Annotated in this window: 18 protein-coding genes; 4 read left to right on the top strand and 14 right to left on the bottom strand. The window is 54.7% G+C overall.

Going from position 1 to position 18,181, the window contains the following annotated elements; genetic code table 11:
- Window positions 1–52: 52 nt before the first annotated feature.
- From mobF to WCA10_RS15405, 8 genes are all read right to left on the bottom strand, one after another.
- The gene (mobF, locus tag WCA10_RS15440; protein WP_472823428.1) at window positions 53–2,767 is read right to left on the bottom strand and encodes a MobF family relaxase; all 2,715 of its coding nucleotides are present in this window, start codon (window positions 2,765–2,767) and stop codon (window positions 53–55) included.
- A 6-nt stretch (window positions 2,768–2,773) separates the two neighbouring features.
- Entirely contained in the window at window positions 2,774–4,687 is a 1,914-nt protein-coding gene (locus tag WCA10_RS15435) for a type IV secretion system DNA-binding domain-containing protein (protein WP_472823427.1), read from the bottom strand.
- A 1-nt stretch (window position 4,688) separates the two neighbouring features.
- Window positions 4,689–5,078 carry a hypothetical protein gene (locus WCA10_RS15430; protein ID WP_472823426.1) on the bottom strand — a complete coding sequence of 130 codons (390 nt, stop codon included), beginning with the start codon at window positions 5,076–5,078 and terminating at the stop codon, window positions 4,689–4,691.
- A gap of 142 nt (window positions 5,079–5,220) precedes the next feature.
- Window positions 5,221–5,568 (bottom strand): hypothetical protein, encoded by a 348-nt coding sequence (locus tag WCA10_RS15425; RefSeq protein ID WP_472823425.1) that lies wholly within the window; start codon window positions 5,566–5,568, stop codon window positions 5,221–5,223.
- 26 nt (window positions 5,569–5,594) lie between these two features.
- Window positions 5,595–6,563 carry a RepB family DNA primase gene (locus tag WCA10_RS15420; protein WP_472823424.1) on the bottom strand — a complete coding sequence of 323 codons (969 nt, stop codon included), beginning with the start codon at window positions 6,561–6,563 and terminating at the stop codon, window positions 5,595–5,597.
- The gene (locus tag WCA10_RS15415) at window positions 6,553–7,515 is read right to left on the bottom strand and encodes a CpaF family protein (RefSeq protein ID WP_472823423.1); all 963 of its coding nucleotides are present in this window, start codon (window positions 7,513–7,515) and stop codon (window positions 6,553–6,555) included. Before WCA10_RS15415 ends, WCA10_RS15420 begins: the two co-directional genes overlap by 11 nt.
- 30 nt (window positions 7,516–7,545) lie before the next feature.
- Complete coding sequence (locus WCA10_RS15410; protein ID WP_472823422.1) at window positions 7,546–7,923, bottom strand: single-stranded DNA-binding protein; 378 nt, start codon at window positions 7,921–7,923, stop codon at window positions 7,546–7,548.
- Between the two features lie 414 nt (window positions 7,924–8,337).
- Complete coding sequence (locus WCA10_RS15405; protein WP_472823421.1) at window positions 8,338–8,595, bottom strand: helix-turn-helix domain-containing protein; 258 nt, start codon at window positions 8,593–8,595, stop codon at window positions 8,338–8,340.
- 461 nt (window positions 8,596–9,056) lie between these two features.
- Here WCA10_RS15405 and WCA10_RS15400 point away from each other — a divergent pair, with 461 nt between their 5' ends.
- Window positions 9,057–10,508: a hypothetical protein gene (locus WCA10_RS15400; protein ID WP_472823420.1), complete on the top strand. Its 1,452-nt coding sequence runs from the start codon at window positions 9,057–9,059 to the stop codon at window positions 10,506–10,508.
- Between the two features lie 366 nt (window positions 10,509–10,874).
- Here WCA10_RS15400 and WCA10_RS15395 read toward each other — a convergent pair whose 3' ends face one another.
- The 3 genes from WCA10_RS15395 to WCA10_RS15385 form a co-directional block, all read right to left on the bottom strand.
- Window positions 10,875–11,486, bottom strand: coding sequence for a hypothetical protein (locus tag WCA10_RS15395; RefSeq protein ID WP_472823419.1), 612 nt, complete (start codon window positions 11,484–11,486; stop codon window positions 10,875–10,877).
- A 141-nt stretch (window positions 11,487–11,627) separates the two neighbouring features.
- Window positions 11,628–12,116, bottom strand: coding sequence for a hypothetical protein (locus tag WCA10_RS15390; RefSeq protein ID WP_472823418.1), 489 nt, complete (start codon window positions 12,114–12,116; stop codon window positions 11,628–11,630).
- 10 nt (window positions 12,117–12,126) lie between these two features.
- Window positions 12,127–13,092: a caspase family protein gene (locus WCA10_RS15385; RefSeq protein ID WP_472823417.1), complete on the bottom strand. Its 966-nt coding sequence runs from the start codon at window positions 13,090–13,092 to the stop codon at window positions 12,127–12,129.
- 96 nt (window positions 13,093–13,188) lie between these two features.
- Here WCA10_RS15385 and WCA10_RS15380 point away from each other — a divergent pair, with 96 nt between their 5' ends.
- Complete coding sequence (locus tag WCA10_RS15380) at window positions 13,189–14,475, top strand: metallophosphoesterase family protein (protein ID WP_472823416.1); 1,287 nt, start codon at window positions 13,189–13,191, stop codon at window positions 14,473–14,475.
- A gap of 90 nt (window positions 14,476–14,565) precedes the next feature.
- On the opposite strand, the gene WCA10_RS15375 is transcribed toward WCA10_RS15380, so the two are convergent.
- From WCA10_RS15375 to WCA10_RS15365, 3 genes are all read right to left on the bottom strand, one after another.
- The gene (locus WCA10_RS15375; protein ID WP_472823415.1) at window positions 14,566–14,937 is read right to left on the bottom strand and encodes a TIR domain-containing protein; all 372 of its coding nucleotides are present in this window, start codon (window positions 14,935–14,937) and stop codon (window positions 14,566–14,568) included.
- A gap of 263 nt (window positions 14,938–15,200) precedes the next feature.
- Window positions 15,201–15,725: an ImmA/IrrE family metallo-endopeptidase gene (locus WCA10_RS15370; RefSeq protein WP_472823414.1), complete on the bottom strand. Its 525-nt coding sequence runs from the start codon at window positions 15,723–15,725 to the stop codon at window positions 15,201–15,203.
- A complete protein-coding gene (locus tag WCA10_RS15365) occupies window positions 15,700–16,113 on the bottom strand; it encodes a helix-turn-helix transcriptional regulator (RefSeq protein ID WP_472823413.1) in 414 nt (137 codons plus the stop codon). The genes WCA10_RS15370 and WCA10_RS15365 overlap by 26 nt, the downstream gene beginning before the upstream one ends.
- A 598-nt stretch (window positions 16,114–16,711) precedes the next feature.
- Between WCA10_RS15365 and WCA10_RS15360 the strand changes: the two genes are divergently transcribed.
- Together WCA10_RS15360 and WCA10_RS15355 are read left to right on the top strand one after the other, a co-directional pair.
- On the top strand, window positions 16,712–17,731 hold the full coding sequence (locus WCA10_RS15360; protein WP_472823412.1) for a LysR family transcriptional regulator: 1,020 nt from the start codon (window positions 16,712–16,714) through the stop codon (window positions 17,729–17,731).
- A gap of 89 nt (window positions 17,732–17,820) precedes the next feature.
- On the top strand, window positions 17,821–18,141 hold the full coding sequence (locus WCA10_RS15355) for a TrbC/VirB2 family protein (protein WP_472823411.1): 321 nt from the start codon (window positions 17,821–17,823) through the stop codon (window positions 18,139–18,141).
- Window positions 18,142–18,181 lie beyond the last annotated feature (40 nt).

Raw genomic sequence — 18,181 nt, 5'->3', positions numbered from 1 at the left:
TGAAGCAATTGCAAATTGTGTAAAGGATGTCTACGAATGTATCGGCGCTGAATTAATCCATTCCGAGCCCGTGTCCCATTGAGGTTGATTTGTTGATTTCGAGTGCGGCGGTCTTGGTGACCTCCGTTCCGAGTTGACGTGCCAGTCGAGTCACGTCGTCGGCCAAAATTGTCGCCTCGTGGGTGGCGCGGGAGATGGCAACATATCCGAATCGAGAGTTGAGCAGATCGGGATGAACTTTCGTATCCGCGTTAATGAGAACGCGCTCGGCCGTAAGTCCTTGCGCGCTATGGCTCGTCACTGCATATCCGTGATCAAAATGCTGGTGTACTGCGGGGTTGAACTCGATTCGGCGACCCTTGTCGAGGTGCGCAGAAACTCTCCCATCGGCTCTGATTGAATCGATGGTCGCGAGATCGCGGTTTGCAACACCTAACGATTTGTCGGGCGCGGTGAATTGAATCCGGTCTCCGACGGCAAACTCCCGGTCGATCGCGCGATAAACATTGATGCCGGCGAGACGGCGTGCATCGTAAGTAGCGGTGGCTCCCGAAGGCAGTTGCACGGAGAGACAGTTGGCGAATGGATCTACACCGACAACCGTCGCGTAGCTCCCCGGCTCAATACCCATGGTTTTGCTGCCACGTGAGTAACGGATCACGTCTCCAGATTCGTACTGGCTTGCCCAAGCACGCTCGGCTCCTGTCATCTCCTGACGCTGAATCAGAACTCTAAAGCTGTGATCATCAAGTGAAAGGGTCCCTTTTGCCTTAAGTTCTTCGCGGACGGCCACATTCAGCTCGCGGCGAGAGGCATTATCGGGAGAGACGATGAGCGTCTTGTCGGGCGAATCGACGTAGCATCTGGCGATCTCCCGGACTCGCTCGGCGGCATCAGGGACTTCACGAATTCGACCCTGCTTCTGAAGCGAATCAAGTGCACCGGAGATATCGCCATTCGCGAGACACTCTACCGCGGATTTCAGTGCAGGATCTTTTTGACGCACGATTTCGTCCAGATGCGCGGTGCGCATGCCAGCCTGTTGCAGCTGCTCGAAAGGTCGTCCAGCTTCGACACCCTGATGCTGGCGTATATCCCCGATCAGCAGTACGCGGTCATGCGGCCCGAGCCGGCTAAGAAACGCGCGCACCTGGTTTGTGCTCGCAAGGCTGGATTCGTCGACAAAATAGAACTGCTTCTTCTCTGACTCCTCGCGCTGATTTCCACGTACCAGAAACCCTTGCAGCGTTCTAGTTTCAATCCCAGACTCGCCAAGCTGGCGTGCCGCACGTGACGTCGGCGCGAATCCTTCGACTGTGTATCCCTGAGTTTCAGCGGCTTCACGAACAACAGAGAGCGTAGTCGTCTTGCCGGTGCCTGCATATCCTTGAATCCCTTGTATGCGATCGGGACAGCTGAGCACGTCTTCCAAAACGCTCTTTTGAGAACGGTTCAAATGCGGATGTTGATCAGCGAGAGCGATAGCCTGAGGACGAGTAAGGGTCGGTTCTATCTGACCTTTCCCCTGGGTGACTCTTTGTAAGATTTCGCGCTCCGCCTGAATAGTTTTCGCGGTCGTGAACTGGCGTGCTGGTGACCCCACGGGATTCTGGACCACCTGAAATTCGCCGCTGGCGAGCCGGGTATCAAGGTTGACTCGTACTTGAGAGTAGGTCGCTTCACCCATGCTGCGCCGAAGGCCGTCGCGGATGAGCGCACGCTCATCGACAACCGCTTCACGTTCAAAGTTCTTATCCCGTGAAAATGTGAGCGACTCGCGAACTCGGTCCACGGTCTGAACCGGCTTTTCCAGGTGGTGTTGCCGTTCCCGCGCTGCACGAACGACAGCCTCGGCTTGGTGGCCAAATTCAGCCGCTAGTCTGCGGTGCGCAGCCATTACTTCGGCGGGCGTGTGGATCTCTTTGTTGTCTCTCGTAGAGTGCGCCGCAATCTGTGCAGCCGCAGCACCTGCCCACCCGGTGCGCTCGAGGTAGGTTCGAATCTGCTGACTCCGCGGACTCGACGCATCAAGATATTCCTGCGTGTAACCCCTGATTTCAGGCGCGTTGTTCTTTCCTGTCGTGATCTCGTAGCCAAGCTCCCGCAACCGGTATGCGAGCTCCGACTGGTACACGGCTGTAGCAAATTGCTGCGAGGCAAACAGGCTCTGAGGCTGCAGCGCGCGATACTGGCCGTTTTCTCGCTCTGTCATATTGAAGATGACGGCATGCGTGTGAAGTTGCGGTGCGACGTAACCGTCGACGGGCCGGGCAGTGTCATGCTCGAATTTCGCGGCGATAAACTTCGCTGTCGTCTCGGGCGAGTGGTTGCCCCCGATCCGTGCCTGGGTATAGTGCTCAAGCTGATCGAGCGCGACTCGGACGCTCTCGCGATGTGCATCACGGACACGATCGTCGCCTCCGACGAGCGCAGTAAGTGAAACCGATTTCGGAGCGGAAAACGTGGCATCCCATCCCGCGCGGTGCTCCATAGTCTTCACGGTCTTGCCGTCTTTCCCTTGGTATTCGTAGGAAACATGTTGTCGGACCAATTGCTCGCCTGTTTCTGCGTGTTGACCCTGGCTGAGCCGCGCAAAGTCAGCCACAGAAACTACACCTGCCAGACCGAAGCGGGCGGCAAGCTGGCCCTGCCATTCTCCCTTGATCTCGCCCTTCTGCGACCAGTAATTCTGTTCTTTTGCCGTGAACTCTTTGGCGTGATAGGTCTGTGCCTGTCCGGCAGAGAGCGGTTTCGAAATCGTCAGCATGACGAACTACTCCATGTTGTGTTCGGCTGTCTGTTCGGCTTGCTCCGGGAATAGGAAATTCCCCTGGATTTCTTCGGATTCCACCGGAGGTGGGGAGCTCGGCACGATCAGGTCATCCATCTTGCGCTCATCGAAACCTGGACTCTTCTCCCGCAGCGAAATGAATGGGAAAGAGAAGCGGGCGACGTGGTTGCCGTACTTGAGGAAGCCCCTCAGATCGTCCAGGCCTGAGATCTCGGATGGCATAACCAACGGCTCGGTCTGGCGGTCGAGCGCGAAATTCTTACCCGTCCTTGAACCATCAAAGTGAGTCTCGCGAATTCGTTCAATTTCCACTTCTCCGATGGCTTCGCTGACCCATTTGGCCGCCTTCGGCTCTGTGGTGCGCAGGAAGATCTTGGTCGCCGGCTGCGAGAGCATTGCCTCTGCATCGTCGCCATAACGCGCCTCCATCTGGCTTCGTCCTTGGAAGCCGAGGATCACCGGGTTCTGCGATTTCCGGTTTTCAGTAATCGCAGTGTGAAGCTGCGGTAACCGCTGCAGACTGGCCAACTCGTCGATTACAAACCAGACTGGTTTCTGATCCGGCATCGGTTCGTTCAGAAGACGCAGAACGAGCGTGTCGATCCACAGGCTGATGAGCGGACGGAGTGCCTCGCGCATCGTCGGACGCGATGTGATGAAGATCCATCCTCGACGGGTTTCAGCCCATTTTGTGGCTGTCCACGCAGTTGTGGCGTCCTCTTCCTTAGGCAGCAATCCAAAGCTGTCGGCGCTCATATTTAAGGACCCGAGGACGCCAGTCCGTTGCTGTGGAGCCTTGGGATCGATGAGCGCCCAATACTCGGTTCCTTTCACTCGTCGATCGATCTCGGCAGGGTCCGACATCCACTGTACAAGCTCGGCCGGGGTCGGCAGGTAGGTCAGAAGATGGGCGAAAATCTTCTGCGGTGCCTCGACGAAGAACCGATTCGACACGCCCTCCGGCTGATAGAGCGAGACGGCCAGGGCTTTCGCTTCAGCCTTGCGGCGCAGCTCCTTCGACGGATTCCAGTACGGCATCCTTGCGTCGAGCGGATTGAGCACGATATCGCCGCGATGCGAGTCGTAAAACTGCTTCACAAACTCGCAAGCCGGGTCGTAAACGATCGCACTGTCCCCGCGTGAGTCGACCTGATAGAGCATCTGGCGAATGATGCTGGACTTGCCCGATCCGGTATCGCCCACGATCAAAAAATGCTTGTTCTCTGCGTCACGTGGAATGCGTAAAGGACACTTGGAATCGTTCGTTGTGATGCCGATTCCGTTGCCGGAAACGGACTTCGTGAAGCTCTTCGCGTCTACTAGAAATGGCCCCTTCAGACGGCGTCCATAGCGCAGCGCTTTGCGACGTTCGATGTCTTTTGGGATGGAGATCGGGAGCAGCAACCCGAAGACGACGAGCCCTATCCAGAGTTGCGACACAAAGGGCTTGTAAATGGGAATATCCCCATAGATAAAGTGCGCAAGCCAGGCATGGAGCGCCTTGTTGGAATACCTCATGAATGGGCCACGAACAAGAAAAGAAGAACCGTTCTTGGCCAATTCGTCGGTCAACTGCAGTGGCAGCGGACGGCCTCGAACCTGCAACGTGGTCCCGGGTTCCACGTCGGTGTCGAGTGCCGCTCGCCGAATCGACTTTCGGTCCGCAATGAAGAGTAGTTGGTAGATGTCCATTGGATGGAGTTGCCCCAGTGCCTCGCTCCGAAGGTAGTACGGAAGGTAGTAGCGTTCGAGCGGCGAGAGAGCCCACTCATAACGGGTGTAGATCAGCAAACCCGTCACAAGAAGCGCAGCGAAGAAGGCACCGAGCGTATAGAAGTTTCCACGAGGAGGCCAGATGAGGGATTCTTTTCTTCCCCAGTGTTGAACAGCAGGCATGTTATTGTGTCTCCTTTTTCTGGCTGCGTTTGGCGAGAAGTTCCTGGGCTCTCGCAGCCTTGGTTGTCTGGATCTGGCGGAACAGATTTGCCAGCTGATCCGGTGTTTTCGTCTCGCCGCGCAACAGCGGGTCGAGCGTCGCCATCAGCAGCATCTGAATTCCGACAAGCTCAATGAAGATATGCATCTCCATAGGTCCGGAAGGCTGGCCACGTGCTCCATCGATCAGGCTTTCGTGCACCCAGTCAGCAAGCGTCGTCCCCTTCGACCAGGCGTGCTTCTCTAGTTCGGAATATTCGTCGTGTGTGAAACGGGCAGAGAGAATGCGCGCACGTGCGCCGGGGCGATCCAGGCTACTCGCCGTTCCGTGTGGTTTCAGTACACCGGGCATGTCGTTTCCTCCAATTTCCGCCGTATACGCTGCGTAAACGTTCGTAAACGGCGAATTAGCTAAGTCCGCGTGATTGAGGAAGTAGACGTTTGTAGACGGGCGTATACGAACGTCTACCCAATCTGGGGTGACGTGTCGAGATTCAGCCGGTGCGCAGCACCGAACGGGATTCTTCGGGCACCGATGCAGCTTTTGGAACCGGCTCACGCCGCGTCTCAACCCCGACGACGGTCGCCATTCCGCTGGCTACGGGCTCGGCTCCGAGTCTGCGCACGCGCAGAGACGGCACCACTTTCCCCGACTGCGAGGACTTCAGATACTCCTGAAACTCGCGGTCCTTGGCGAAGACATAGTTGAGTGCTTTGTCCACGACATCGTCGGCAATTCCGTGGACAAATGCGGCGTATTGATCGACCAGGCTTGCGGTGGCCGATTCGAGGCGGATTGTGGCCCTCACGTATTGGCTTTGGGTGACTTCAATCAACGGCATCTGCGAACCTCCTTGGTGGCCTGAAATCAGGCGATCTTCTTGCGGGCGATCATGCGCTGCGCCGTGAACGCAATCTCATGTGCGCGGGCAGAGCAGAGCTTGTCGGGAATCTGGAAGCGCCGGCGAACCTGAAGCATGGTGACGACATCTGCTATGGGAAGGCCGTCCTTCAGCCAGAGCCAGGCCGATGCAACGTCGACAGTTCGCTTGGCGTAGTACTCCGGATTCGGCTTATCCGGGCGCCTTTCGGCTAGGGTTCGAGTCAGCTTAAGCGGGTCCTTTCCGCGGGCTAATTCCCCGAGAATCCATGCCCAATCAGACTCAGAAGGGGAGTGCTTTCCGGTCGGCTTTAGTGGTCCGATTGGCCTCCCGAAGTGCTCCCTATTCGGGACCGGATGAGCGAGCTTAAAGTCCTCCGAATGCGACACTGATAGGGTCGGGTATTCGACCGCTACAAGGTGTGCCGGAGCATACTTTTGGTTCAGGAAACCAGGGAGACGAAGTACCCGATTGCAGTCAGTGCAAGCCGGGTCGCCGCCGAAGGTTATGGCTAGCAGTTTGAGCAGGGTTTCCTGCTGCTCAAAGGTCATGTTTTCGACCCGCCAAAGCACCTGGTATTTGCCCGGCGATGTGGACACGATTGCAGTCGGAATTGGGACCGTATTCGAGGTCCTTAGAGCGGCGAGTTTCACCTCTCCAATGGCGTCCAGATCAAGGTACAGATGCCGGACTTCAGCGATGTCTTCTTTCGTCCGTTTTCGGCTACCCAAAACCACGGGATTCGCGGCGAAATAGACATTCGCTCCGGTCGCGTTTTCATGCGCCAGCCAGCCCAGATACGAGGGCTGAAGCGTGCGCTCCAATGTGACGATTCGCTGGACGATTGTGGCCGGTGAAGTGCGGCGAAGGACGATCGCAATTGTCTCGCTGGGAGCGAATGATCGGCGGAGGAATTCGCAGGCGATCCCGATGTCGATCGGTTCTCTATGCGGCATGGTTTGCCTCTATGACGGGCTCGATCAGGAATCGCTTCGCGTCACGGTCATAGCCGCGAATGGCGAGAACTTCGCGGACAACTCTGCAACCCGGCTTGCGCTCGATGTGGACCACGAAATCGACGGCCTCTCCGATCTCAGCTTCGGTATCGGAGAATGTGCTCTGGGCGTGGCTGCGCATCACGAGATTGGCGAAGCGATGGAGGGCCTTTTCGGCAGAGTTTGCGTGGATTGTGGCCAACGACCCGGCGTGGCCTGTATTGAAGGAATCGAGCAGCGTTCGTGCTTCGGTTCCGCGGACTTCTCCGAGAATAATCCGGTCAGGACGCCAGCGCAGAGACGACTTCAAAAGATCGTCGAAGGAGATGCGGGACTTGAAGGTATCGGTCTGGCATTCGGCAGCCAGAACGTTCGGCTTCTCGATGCGCAACTCAGCCGTATCCTCGATGACTACGATCCGCTCGCCTGCCGGAATTGCCTGGGCAAGAATGTTCAGCAGGGTCGTTTTTCCGGTTCCGGTTCCGCCACTAATAAGGATGGTTTTGCCGTCCCGGATCTGTTCGCTTAAGTAGCCCGCAAGCGAGGTACTCAAGGTTCCGCGAGCGATGAGGTCATCAATGGTGAATCGGCGGCTCGTGAACTTCCGAATCGTGAGCGCCGGAGCTGGCCGAACAACTGGCGGAATCACTGCCGCGATGCGGCTGCCATCCGGCAGCTGCGCGTGCAGGAGAGGATTGTCTTCATCCAGTTTCTTCCCGAGGTGATTTGCGATCACCTCGAGCCCCGTTCGCAGTTTGCCCGCGTCGAATCGAATGCTCGCTTCCGGACGGACAATCCCATCACGCTCGTACCACCAGGTCGCATCGGGATTACCCATGATCTCGCTCACGCTTTCGTCGCGCAGAAGCAGCTCGATCGGCCGAAGGAACGGAAGGATCAGATCAAAGCTCATTGTGAGTGCCTCCGGTGGAGGAGGACCGGCCTAAGCGGCCGGTTCCTCCCCGGTGTCCTGGTCCTCCGGGCCGGATTTCTCAGCCCGGTCGAGCTTCAGGATCGAATCGACGCGGATTTCCCAAATGCGCCGTTTAAAGTCGGAATTCTTGGTTGCGATTTCCCGGCTGCGCAATTCGCCTTCGATCTGGACGTGCGCGCCCTTGGTCAGCGTTCCGGCAAACTCGGCGAGCTTGCCGAAGACGACGCAGCGATGCCATTCGGTCTGCGCGACGTACTGGCCGCTCTTCTTGTCCTTGTAGGAGGATTTGGTCGCGAGTGAGAGCGTTGTGAAGCTGCGGTTGTTGGCGTTGCGTACTTCTGCGTCACCGCCGAGGAATCCGATGAGGTTGATTTTGTTCTGGTACATGATTTCGTCTCCGTTTGTTGAATTTCCCGAACCTGCTCGGGTCACACCCAGCGAAGCCAAGCGAGGGGGCCCGGCTCCCAAGGCCGAAGCTCTGCATTTACGGAGGCTCCGGAGAAATCTTTTCGCTGTACTCTGCGAACAAGATTTCGTCCGGAAACCGTAACCCGCAGGGCGATGCAATCGAAGCAGAAGAGCAAGTCGCCGCCGGGCGCCGGCATTGCCCCGAAGCAGTGACCGAGCAGAAGCGCGGGATACCAAACGGCAGACGCCCTCTGGACCAATGTCCCACTCGATTCCCAGTGCAGAAAGTTCGCCAATACCACTCACAGGAGCTTTCGCGGCCATCTCTTCAGGGATTGCACCAACAACGCCGTCGAACTGAACTCCAACTTGCATCGAAAGGGCCGAGGCGACTCAGTCAGCGGAAGCTCCGGACATTGCGTGATCCTGGCGCCACAGCCAATCGTTCAGATCCGAGACGCGAAAACGCCAGACCTTCCCGACATGGCGGCCGAGGATTTGTCCGCGGCGGGCCATCTTCTGAAGCGTCTTTGGATGAATGCGAAGAAGAGCAGCGGCTTCGACGGAATCGAGCAACGGCTCAAATTCGGTGACAGGGAAGCGGGGTTGAGCTGGAACTTGAGAATTGCGGGATGGGAATGTGTACGTCATTGTGACCTCCAATGACGCGATGATGGCTGCGTTTTTCTGATCTGTCCAAGACCTTTTTGGTCAGCTGTGATGCCTGTAAGGCATAAATTGGGGGCGCTTGGCCACCCGAGAGAGTCACTCGACTCCACACGTATCGGAGAGTCACGAAGAATTTCTTGATCACAATTTTCGCTAACAGATTTCTCGAAGGCTCCAGACTAGACTTTGAGAGTTTTGGCCATTTCCCGATTTGAGTAGTTGCCGCGACTCGGTGGACGAGCCGGGAAGGGTCTTCAATGTATCGTGAACTTTGAAGGGAGCCTAAATCAACCTATCGGGCAGCTTTCATTTAATCAGTGCGAAGAAGGGCTGGTGGAAATTTCCTTGGAACCTAGACGAGGGCTCTGGTGTAGGGAAGTTCGCACCAGCCGCGACGAGAACGCAGTCTTCTGAATTGATTCTGCGCAAGAAGGATATCCTGTATGAATCCTTTTGAAAGCGAAGTCCATGCGTCTCTCGACGCGATTCTCAAGAACCCCGAGCCAGATTATTGTCAGGAACTCCTAGGTACGGATAAGGTTTCTGTTGACTACCCACCGCACAAAGCCGTCCGCCTCGTCGTCTCACTGCTATTTCTTTCGACTTGGCTAGTGCTTGAGACCTTACTTCTGATCGGTGCGCTTGTTTCCCTGAGCGCATTGATGCTGCCTCTGTCTATGCTGTGGCGTGCCACAGCCGCTTTGGCCATATTCGTCGCGCTCCCCGCCATTGCGCTAGCTTGGTTTCCGAAACACCTGTTCCCGTCAATGGAGCGAGCATGGTTGTACTGGTGGCACAACGCGAAACGGCGGAATTTCACCATCTTTGAACTTTCCCGTTTAAATCATGTCTTCTCCAGCCATTCGGTGGCCGCATTTACGTGGACAGTCTGCATCGGGATCTCCGCCCTTGCTATCTGTCTTCTACTTTTGTTTAGGTGGTGGCTGTGGGGCGCACTGGCAATGGCTTTAGCACTATGGCTCAAGACGGTGTGTAGGTTCGCCGCATTAAGTCTGAGCAAAAGGGTCATTAAGACGTTTACCGAGATCCATGGAGATGATATTGATGAAGTTGCGCAGGAGGCCGCTGATGCCGGGAGTCTCCCAGGTGATCGCACTCCGCGATCCTACAACCTACGCGGTCTTAGGACAATGCGAAGGTTACGAATGCCTGCGATCCGCTGTAGTTTTCTGCTGGCATATGCGACAGGCCTTAGCTATTTCGTGACGTTAGGCTTAGTGTTCACACCGGTGATGTGGTTTGCATTACACAATTGGGTGAAATACACCCCTGGGCCACAGATCGCAATGCTCGCAGCTGTTTGGCTTCTCGTCAGGTTTATTCGTATCTACAAAGCTAAAGACAATAGACAATTTCAATCGATACTACTGCGGCCATTTCAAGCGACCTCGTCCGAATACGCAAAGAACGCCATTCTTCCGGTTCTTGGCAGCGTAGGGGGCGGTATCACTGTAGAAGATTCCAGTTTCAGGAAGGCTAGACTCAGATCCATTCCTTTTGCCGTAAGACTAGATGTGGTGGCGGCGCTTAATTCGATGATCCCATATATTGTGAGCTCCGACTGGAAGACCGAGGTCGACACCTTAATCGCTGAGTCGGACGTTGCAGTAGTTGACGTTACCAAATTGACGGAGGACATAATCTGGGAAATCGAGCGATGCTTCAACCACCTTCCTTCTTGCCGCATAATCTTCATCGTAGAAACGTCATGCTTTGAAAACGTGGTTCGTCTTCTTCCTTCTCGACCCACATCGAGTGGCGAAACGACCGGCGAACCCCCGCGCCTGATTCGATACGAGCGTAGTTTTCGCGGACGACTCGCGTTCAAATGGAAGTTGTTGCAGGTGTTTCGCCAGATTCAAAGAATTGGCTAGCATTGGTAGAGATTGCACGGTGAAAGTGACGTGATCAGCTTATGAACAGTGACCGGGAGTCGCCGCAGAACTCCGAAAAGCCCAAATGACCACTCTCGAATGCAAGAGCTAGATAGCCCTGCGCGCCAGAGTTGTACTCCTCGCCTTTGATATACGGATTTGGACAATCCGGAATAATCACCGGCTCAAAGGTAGACAGTTCTGACTCCATTCTCCTCTATGTGATGTCCTTGGTGGGCGCAGTTGCTGTAGGGTAGGAGCCAGGAGAATCTCGAAAAATAAGGGTAGCCGCTATTGCCAGCGCATCCGCCGTAGAATCTGCCCACGGGATGACGATGGTAAAGCTAACAGCGATGCTCACTCCAATCAGCCGTGTACGTATGGTGCCGTACCGGTGATCCAATCGTCGAAGGACACATAGGTTTCAGAATCCTCCCGGACCCAAAGCCGCCGCCTCCCCTTTTTGTCCTTTGAACTAGTCACATATGGGTAAATTCCCAAGTATTCCCGTCCCTCATAGGAGTTGCTATTCGTGTCATACGCAGCAATCGGCAGAATTGCGCACTTGCCGTTCCTGCCGTCCATATACCCAAGCTCCCATGGCATCCATCGGGAACTTCTGGATCCGTCCGTTGATGCGAAGAACAGGGCCTTGCTTTGGCGTAATCTCTTTCTTACTTGTTCCGCTGCCTTTTTAGTCACGCTTTCGGGGGCGGGATCAACTTTCCAGTCCACGTAAACGGAGTATCGAAGCTCATCCAAGAATCTAATCGCTCCGTCAATGAGTTCCGGATCAAGATGGCTGTGAGAGAGAAAAATATCAAACGATGAAAGGGACGAAGCTTTTATTAGTGATTTTGACAGGGCGTCCGCCGAATCTCTGGCGTGGCCCCTTTGAGATCTTGCCAAATTCCTCAGCTGCGACTCGTTTAGTAGCCCCATTTTCCACTCCTGATGGAAGAGCTTCGTCCAATCCATGCCCCGAATCGGCATTCAAATAAGGAACGTCAAGGTAGTGAGAAGCTAGCTTCTGGCCGCTTCTGCAAAACTCAGGGCTGCTGCCGTGATTCGGCGCACGGAGATTTAGCGTTCACACTGAGTGTACCGGTGATGGCATGACTATTTCTTCTCATGCGAGTGTGATATTGGATTCAGATGAATGACTTTCTTCCTCGATGAAATGGCATATGCGACGATGTCGCCTGTGCCACCTAGGCCCTTTGATGGCCGTCCGTCCCACACGGCTAATATCAGGTCCGATTCGTCAACAACCATCTTTCCCGCTCTTAAGTAGGATTCCTCAGCTGAGGACGCTCCGGTCAATGTAACAACCTCTGTCGCCTGGTTCAATATCTTCAGATAGTGTTCGCGTTCCGGACCGGTGTGAAAACTCTTGTGGTATTCCTCGTTGGGCACAACCACCTTCAGCGGATTGCCACTTTCGAGAACCAGTTCCGCGAATAGTTGATCGGTTCCGATTGCTAGGGAACTGATTCCAAGCCAGGGACGAGAAAACCCAGCGAGGGAAGACTCGAGCTCGTTGCGGACCCAAATCCAGTCATTGGAGTTCTTCAGCCTTTGATGTCCGGTGACGCCTACTGTGATCACTAGCGGCCCCTTATATGCGCCGGTCTTCGGCAAGACCGCGATAAGCCTTGCCTTGCACGGTGAGTTCGACATGTCCTTCATTCATGGCAGCAAAAAAGAGGTCAGGATGCTCCACCGGCTTGAGCAAGCGAGCATTGCGAAAGATCTTGAACTTGTCGAAAACCTGCACGTGCTCTGGGATCGCACTGGGATCAGTGTGTTCGTATGTCTTATTCAATCGAAATCTGTATTCCGGCGTTGGAAAGAAAGAAACAAGTTCACGTAACAACTGATCGGGCACCTCGGGGTTACAGCGTCGAACTGGAGATAGACGCACGGCATAGGACTTGTAAAGTGGCCGTTGGTCAAAGGCTCCTAGCGACTGCTCTACGAACGCATAGATTGACGCAGCAGAAACGTGGCCACGAATATCCGCGGCCGCGCCTTTCAAGGCGGTCAGAAGCAAGGATGTAAATATAGAACGCCCCTTGGAAATGACGGCGATTTCGGTCGGACGAGACGCCGCCAGAATCGTCACTCCTTCGCGGATTTGCGCTTGGTTCATCATTCCGAATCTCTGCGGCGGTAAATTCCCGGCTGCTCCGCTATTGCAACAGTCCAGGATCAGGAGCACTTCTGAGGCACTCGAATCGTTAGCAAGTTGCAACAACTCATACATCGCCAGACCCGGGTCATCCTGGGAAGCATCTTGAGTCATTAGGTAGCCCCCGAACTCCGAAAACACTCCGTGGCCAGAGAAATAAAAGGCGATATGACCGTCGAAGTTGTTGAAGAGCCGCAACCATTCCTTGCGTAAGGTTATTCGCGACACGCGGGGGCTATCGCTATTTGGCAACACTCTGCATTCGTAGTTTCTGCTTCCGTCGTCATTTCTTTCAAGGAGAGCAGCCATGTCCGCGGCATCTTGGCGGCAACCCTTTAAAGCAGTCACGTATTCGTAGTCGTCAATCCCCACTAACAGCGCACGGCTTGGCATTGTTAATCTAGTCTCGCGTTTCGAGGCCTTATCATTGGCAAATGGTATGATAATTTCCCGTTTGACCTATGGCAATTGGATTCGTGTGAGGCTCTCATGATTAAGCAATTTAGAGATCCTAGGTTGTCGTTGTGGCAATCGGCGATCGACGAAGCCGTAGTATCCGCTAGTCAGAGGGAATTGAAGAAATCTGCGACCGGCATCGCAGTCTTTGATCGCCCTGACCAGCGAGAACCTCTGGTGCGCGATACAGCGGACTTCTGTGCTGCGCTCGACAATCATGTCCCGGAACAAGAACTCGAAAAGGGGGTCATGCAAGTTGTCGGCCGTTGTTCAAACTTGGCATTCAAGGCGGCAAGCACTTTCATCAAGAATTTGGTCTTGGGCTACCCCTTCGATGAAAACGAAGCCAGGAACGAGTTAATGGAGAAGTTTGGCAGCTGCGATTCCCGCTACGCGGACGCTGCGATCCTTTATGCCAAATTCCTGACGAGCGGTTCCCACATTCCATACCGCACTCACGTAGATCTCTCTGATTTCGTAATCGAAGACCTGCCGGAAGCAGCCTTAATCGGATTAGTAGCTGACTGGGGGACTGGACAAGGCGAGGCTCGGATTGTTTTGCAGCAAGTCGCGAAAAAAAATCCCAACATCGTCATACATCTGGGTGACATTTATTACGCTGGCACTGAGTTCGAAGTTCAGAACTATTTTTATCGACCTTGGCGAAGTATTTTAGGCGCAGCTGGAAATCCGCGCAGCTTTTCTCTTGCAGGCAATCACGACATGTATTCCGGGGGGATGGCCTATTACAGTCTCCTAGACCAACTAGCTCAGCCGGCAAGTTACTTCTGTCTTCGAAATAAATATTGGCAGGTTATTGGGATCGATACAGGCGTGAATGCCAAGTTTGGTGTGGATCCAACCACCCTTAAAGAGAGCGAGGCAGAATGGCTAGTGGACAAAATTGAAAACCGAGGCAATCGAAAGACTATCCTCCTCTCACATCATCAGCTATTTTCAGCAGATGAGAAGTTCGTCGGGCAGAGTTTTAACATTCCTCTGTACAAGCAGGTCGCGTCAGTGTTGGGTAATGTGGATATCTGGTTGTGGGGGCATGAGCACAATCTCGTCATCTACGAACCTTACATGAATCTACGCCGTGCACGATGCATTGGCTGCGGCGCTTTCCCAGTAGGAAAGGAAGAACTCCCTTCCGTTCATGTGAACGCCGATGTTCCGTGCAAGACGGTGAGTTTGGCAAGGCGGGGGGACTTCTATCAACATGGGTACGCGATGATCCAGTTGGACGGGCCGAACGCATCTGCTGCATATTTTCAAGATGGAGATGAGCAAAACCCCCTCTATAAAGAAGATTTGTAGCCCGGCGGTGCTTCTAATCGCGTCCGTTTGCCTGGACTATGAGGTCGTAATGATCGTTTTCGACAGTTGAAGTTTTGCACATCCGTTAACCTATAGCAAATCAATGAAGTCGCTTATGTTTTTGTCGTTCCAGGCGAACGTGTTTACACCTTCCAGATTCGTTCGATCATCTGAGTAAGCGTAGATACCTCGCAACCGCTTCTTCTCTTCCTTGGCGCATTGAATCTCCCATTTCTGACCGCTGGAAGTCAAGGAATTCTTGCTCACTAGAACGATGACTCCGTCGCAGCGCTTGATTCGCGTCCGAACACGGTCTTTCCAATCCTTGTCGTAAGGTTGCTTGACCGACATATCGATAAACTCGAAGGGGGCCCTTGGATGCAGAGATTGCCCCTTCAAGAAATCTCTCTGTCTTTCATCTTCGATAGCAAATGCAATGAAGACTACTTTCTTGTCTGCCATTATTCCTCCTAGAGAGCCCGAAGAAAATTGATCACTTAAGATTATGCGGCGGAAGCATCAATGGCAAGGATCTCAATTACAGTGGGACCCCGGGAAATCATGACCAGGTTGCCCCGGTGCGCAAAACGATCAGTCGCAAGGGCAACCTCGGGCAAGCTGCGAAGCGATCCGCAGCAAGGTCGCTTCTTCTCAGTGCGCAAGGCTCGGTGTCCACCACCGCCTTATATCACGCCGACTGCCACAACTAGGAGTCGATTGCCCGGCTAACGGAGTATCCCCAGATTCGTTAGCCTGTTCGTCATTGCTGCACTGCTCACCTGGAATCGCTTCGCCAGCATGCTTATGGCATCTTCATCGTCGAGATTGAGTTCGTTGTTTCGAATTTCCTGCTGGACCAGCTTCTTCGGCATTAGCAACGCTGCGCCCAGCTGGTTGGCTTCCACCTCGTCTCGATCAACTCCCGCCGATGAACTGGCATCGCGACGAAACGCCACGTAACGGTCGATGAACAATTGTGGCTTCCCGCCTTGCTTGGCGTGCAATAAGAAGTGCGCGATTTCGTGTGAAATGGTGAACCGCTGGCGGACTCGCGCATGACCCGAGTTGTATCCTATAGCGCCACGCTCGCCTCTGATAATCAGCATGCCCGAAACATCTTCCCCGAGCGCGCCCGCTTCCATGGTCAGATTCAGGCGCTGGGCGACCAGGTCGATGGCGACGGGCACACGGAAGGTGTCGGTGTCACGCAGTGTCTTTTCCGCCTTAGCTTCGAGGTTTTCTCTGCTCATGCGACTTCCTATCAGCTCGTGGTGTTTCGATCGTCGCGTTCAGCTTGCTGGCGAATCCGGTCAATAGCTTTATTCTCGCCGAGTCTCCCTTGGCAAAATCTTCGATCTGCTTCATCATCGTCTTTTCGAGCTCAACCGTGGTTGACGTCGCGAGCAATTCGTCGCGGCTGGGAATCAGCAAAGTCAAATCGGATCCCAGGAGCTCGGCTATCTGCCAGAGCAGGTGCAATGGAGCGTGCTGCCGGCCCGCCTCGATGTTGACCATAGACGCCCGGCTGATTCCCAGGCGCTGCGCAAGGGCTCCCTGGCTGAGCTTCTGGCCTTGACGCTCTCTCGCCTGACGGATCTTGCGTCCCAATTCGCGATAGAGATCATCGAAGTCCGCCATTAGACGCAAATTACAGTTTCTAGATGCCGTAGGTCAATCTCGGCAAACATGTTTAGGCAGCAAACATGTTTATGTAGCACTACATTGACAGTAAAAGCGGATTGAGTCAGTATAGTAACCGTTCGGGGTATCAAGCTGCCATTCGGTCCTGATCGCCGCACGAGGCCCATTTTCCCCGGCCAAACGCAATCCGACATCCCTTGAGCGACGCGGCAAGTAATCGATCCGCAAGATACGAAAAACACGGCATCGCGGTGGCCGAGAAACGCCGCTCATGAATGAACGATGAAAAATGCAGTGTGCGCGGCCGTTTTCGACGTTTTCCACAGGCTTTATATGTAGAGGCCAGTTTTTCGGACAGTCAGCTTTGTTCCTCTCGTCTGCCTAGTTCCATCAGTGCTCGATGAAAGATTGGCTTCTCCGGCTCCAAAAAGCGATCTGAGGGGCCGTAAGCACGTGCAAGGAGAAGTGCGCGAAAAAAAGTTCGATCTCTGCGCCCCAAATGGCGATTGAAAGTGCCTTTAGTCGGTAGAGAGACTTGCGCATCGGCTTACTCCTGCCCTTAGGTACGGACCATTTCATCTTTGGCGGTGAATTCATGAGTCTTACTCCCCCACTCCAGAAACTGGTATTCGCCTTGGCCGTGGCGCGCGAACTGCACTTCGGCAGGGCGGCAAGGCGACTCAACATCTCGCAACCCTACCTCAGCCGGACGATCCTGGAATACGAAAGCGAACTTCGATTTGCGCTCTTCCGACGAAATCGGCGCGTCGTGGAGGTCACAGGTGCCGGGCGAGCCTTTCTAAAACATGGGAGGGACATACTCGCAGACATTGACAGCGCCTACGGCAGAGCGGTGGAGGAGGGCCGACTTACCTCCCGCCAGAACGCATCATCCTTGGTGATTGGCTGCTCGGCTTTCGTTGCCCCGCGCCTTCGCTGCCAAGCGCGATCGATTCAGAGGCTCCGGTTTCCGGCCCTTCACCTGGAACTTCGGGTGGCCAGTTCGTCGGAAACATTCGAATCTATCGGAAGTGGTGTGTTCCATGCGGGCCTGACATTAGGGCCGCTCGACCGGGACGATCTCGCACAGTTCCTAATCCGTTTCGAGCGCCTGCATGCTGTCTTTCCCCGTGCCCAATGCGCGAACGGCTCCGGAGAAATAGCTCTCACCGATCTCCGAACACGTCCACTGATCGTTCCTTGCTCGGAGCGGACGCATCCAGCGCTGCATCGATGGCTCGTCGAACAGTGTGCGAAGGTCGGGTTCAAGCCGAACATCGTCGAGGAAGTGCCATCGTCCGACGGCGTTTTCGATCTCGTCCAGGATGGAGTCGGAATTGCAATCCTTCCCGGCGAGGCATGTGACGCAATGCCGCCGGATCTTCAATGCTCACCAATTTCAAACCTGGAGCCAGTACAGGTCGTTCTGGCATACCGGCAGGGAGCTCCCATCCAGGTACAGAAGGTCGTAACGGAGATTGCTAATTCCCTGCGGCATTTCGAGCAGAAAAGAAAAATATCTTCTCGCGCCGTGCGCTCTGCCAAGCGTCCCGTGGTTTCCATCACTTCCAAGCGGCCCCGGACTAATAGCTGGAGGGCATCAAACACGGCCTGAAAGGAATTGGACAGGAATTCTGCTTCGCGTCAATCTCTGGGCATGACCTGCTCGATCGAGGCCAATTCATAGCAACGGAGGTACACCAAATGAATCTCTCGCCCGCATGGCGGAGGCACTTTCGACCATTGCAAGACTCGAAAGCGATCTTCCTGCTTCTTCTGCTCGTGCCGGCCGCCGCGCATGCGCAAGCAGTGGGCGGCTCACCCTTCGACACGGGTTTTTCCGCCATGCAGAACCTGTTTACCGGAACGGTTGCCAAAGTCGCCAGCCTGATCGCCATTGTTGTTGGCGGCTACCAGTTCGCTCATGGCGAACCCGGCGCGAAGAAGACTCTCGCCGGTGTTGCCGCTGGTACTGGCATCGCTGTTCTCGCCACGAATGTCCTGACCTGGCTCTGGGGAATCTGAACTCAGTGTTCTCTCAGAGCTACAACCTCAACCATCAACC

Source organism: Occallatibacter sp., from assembly GCF_049582745.1.
In the GTDB taxonomy this organism is placed as follows: Bacteria; Acidobacteriota; Terriglobia; order Terriglobales; family Acidobacteriaceae; genus Telmatobacter.
This window is presented reverse-complemented; position numbering and strand designations above follow the sequence as displayed.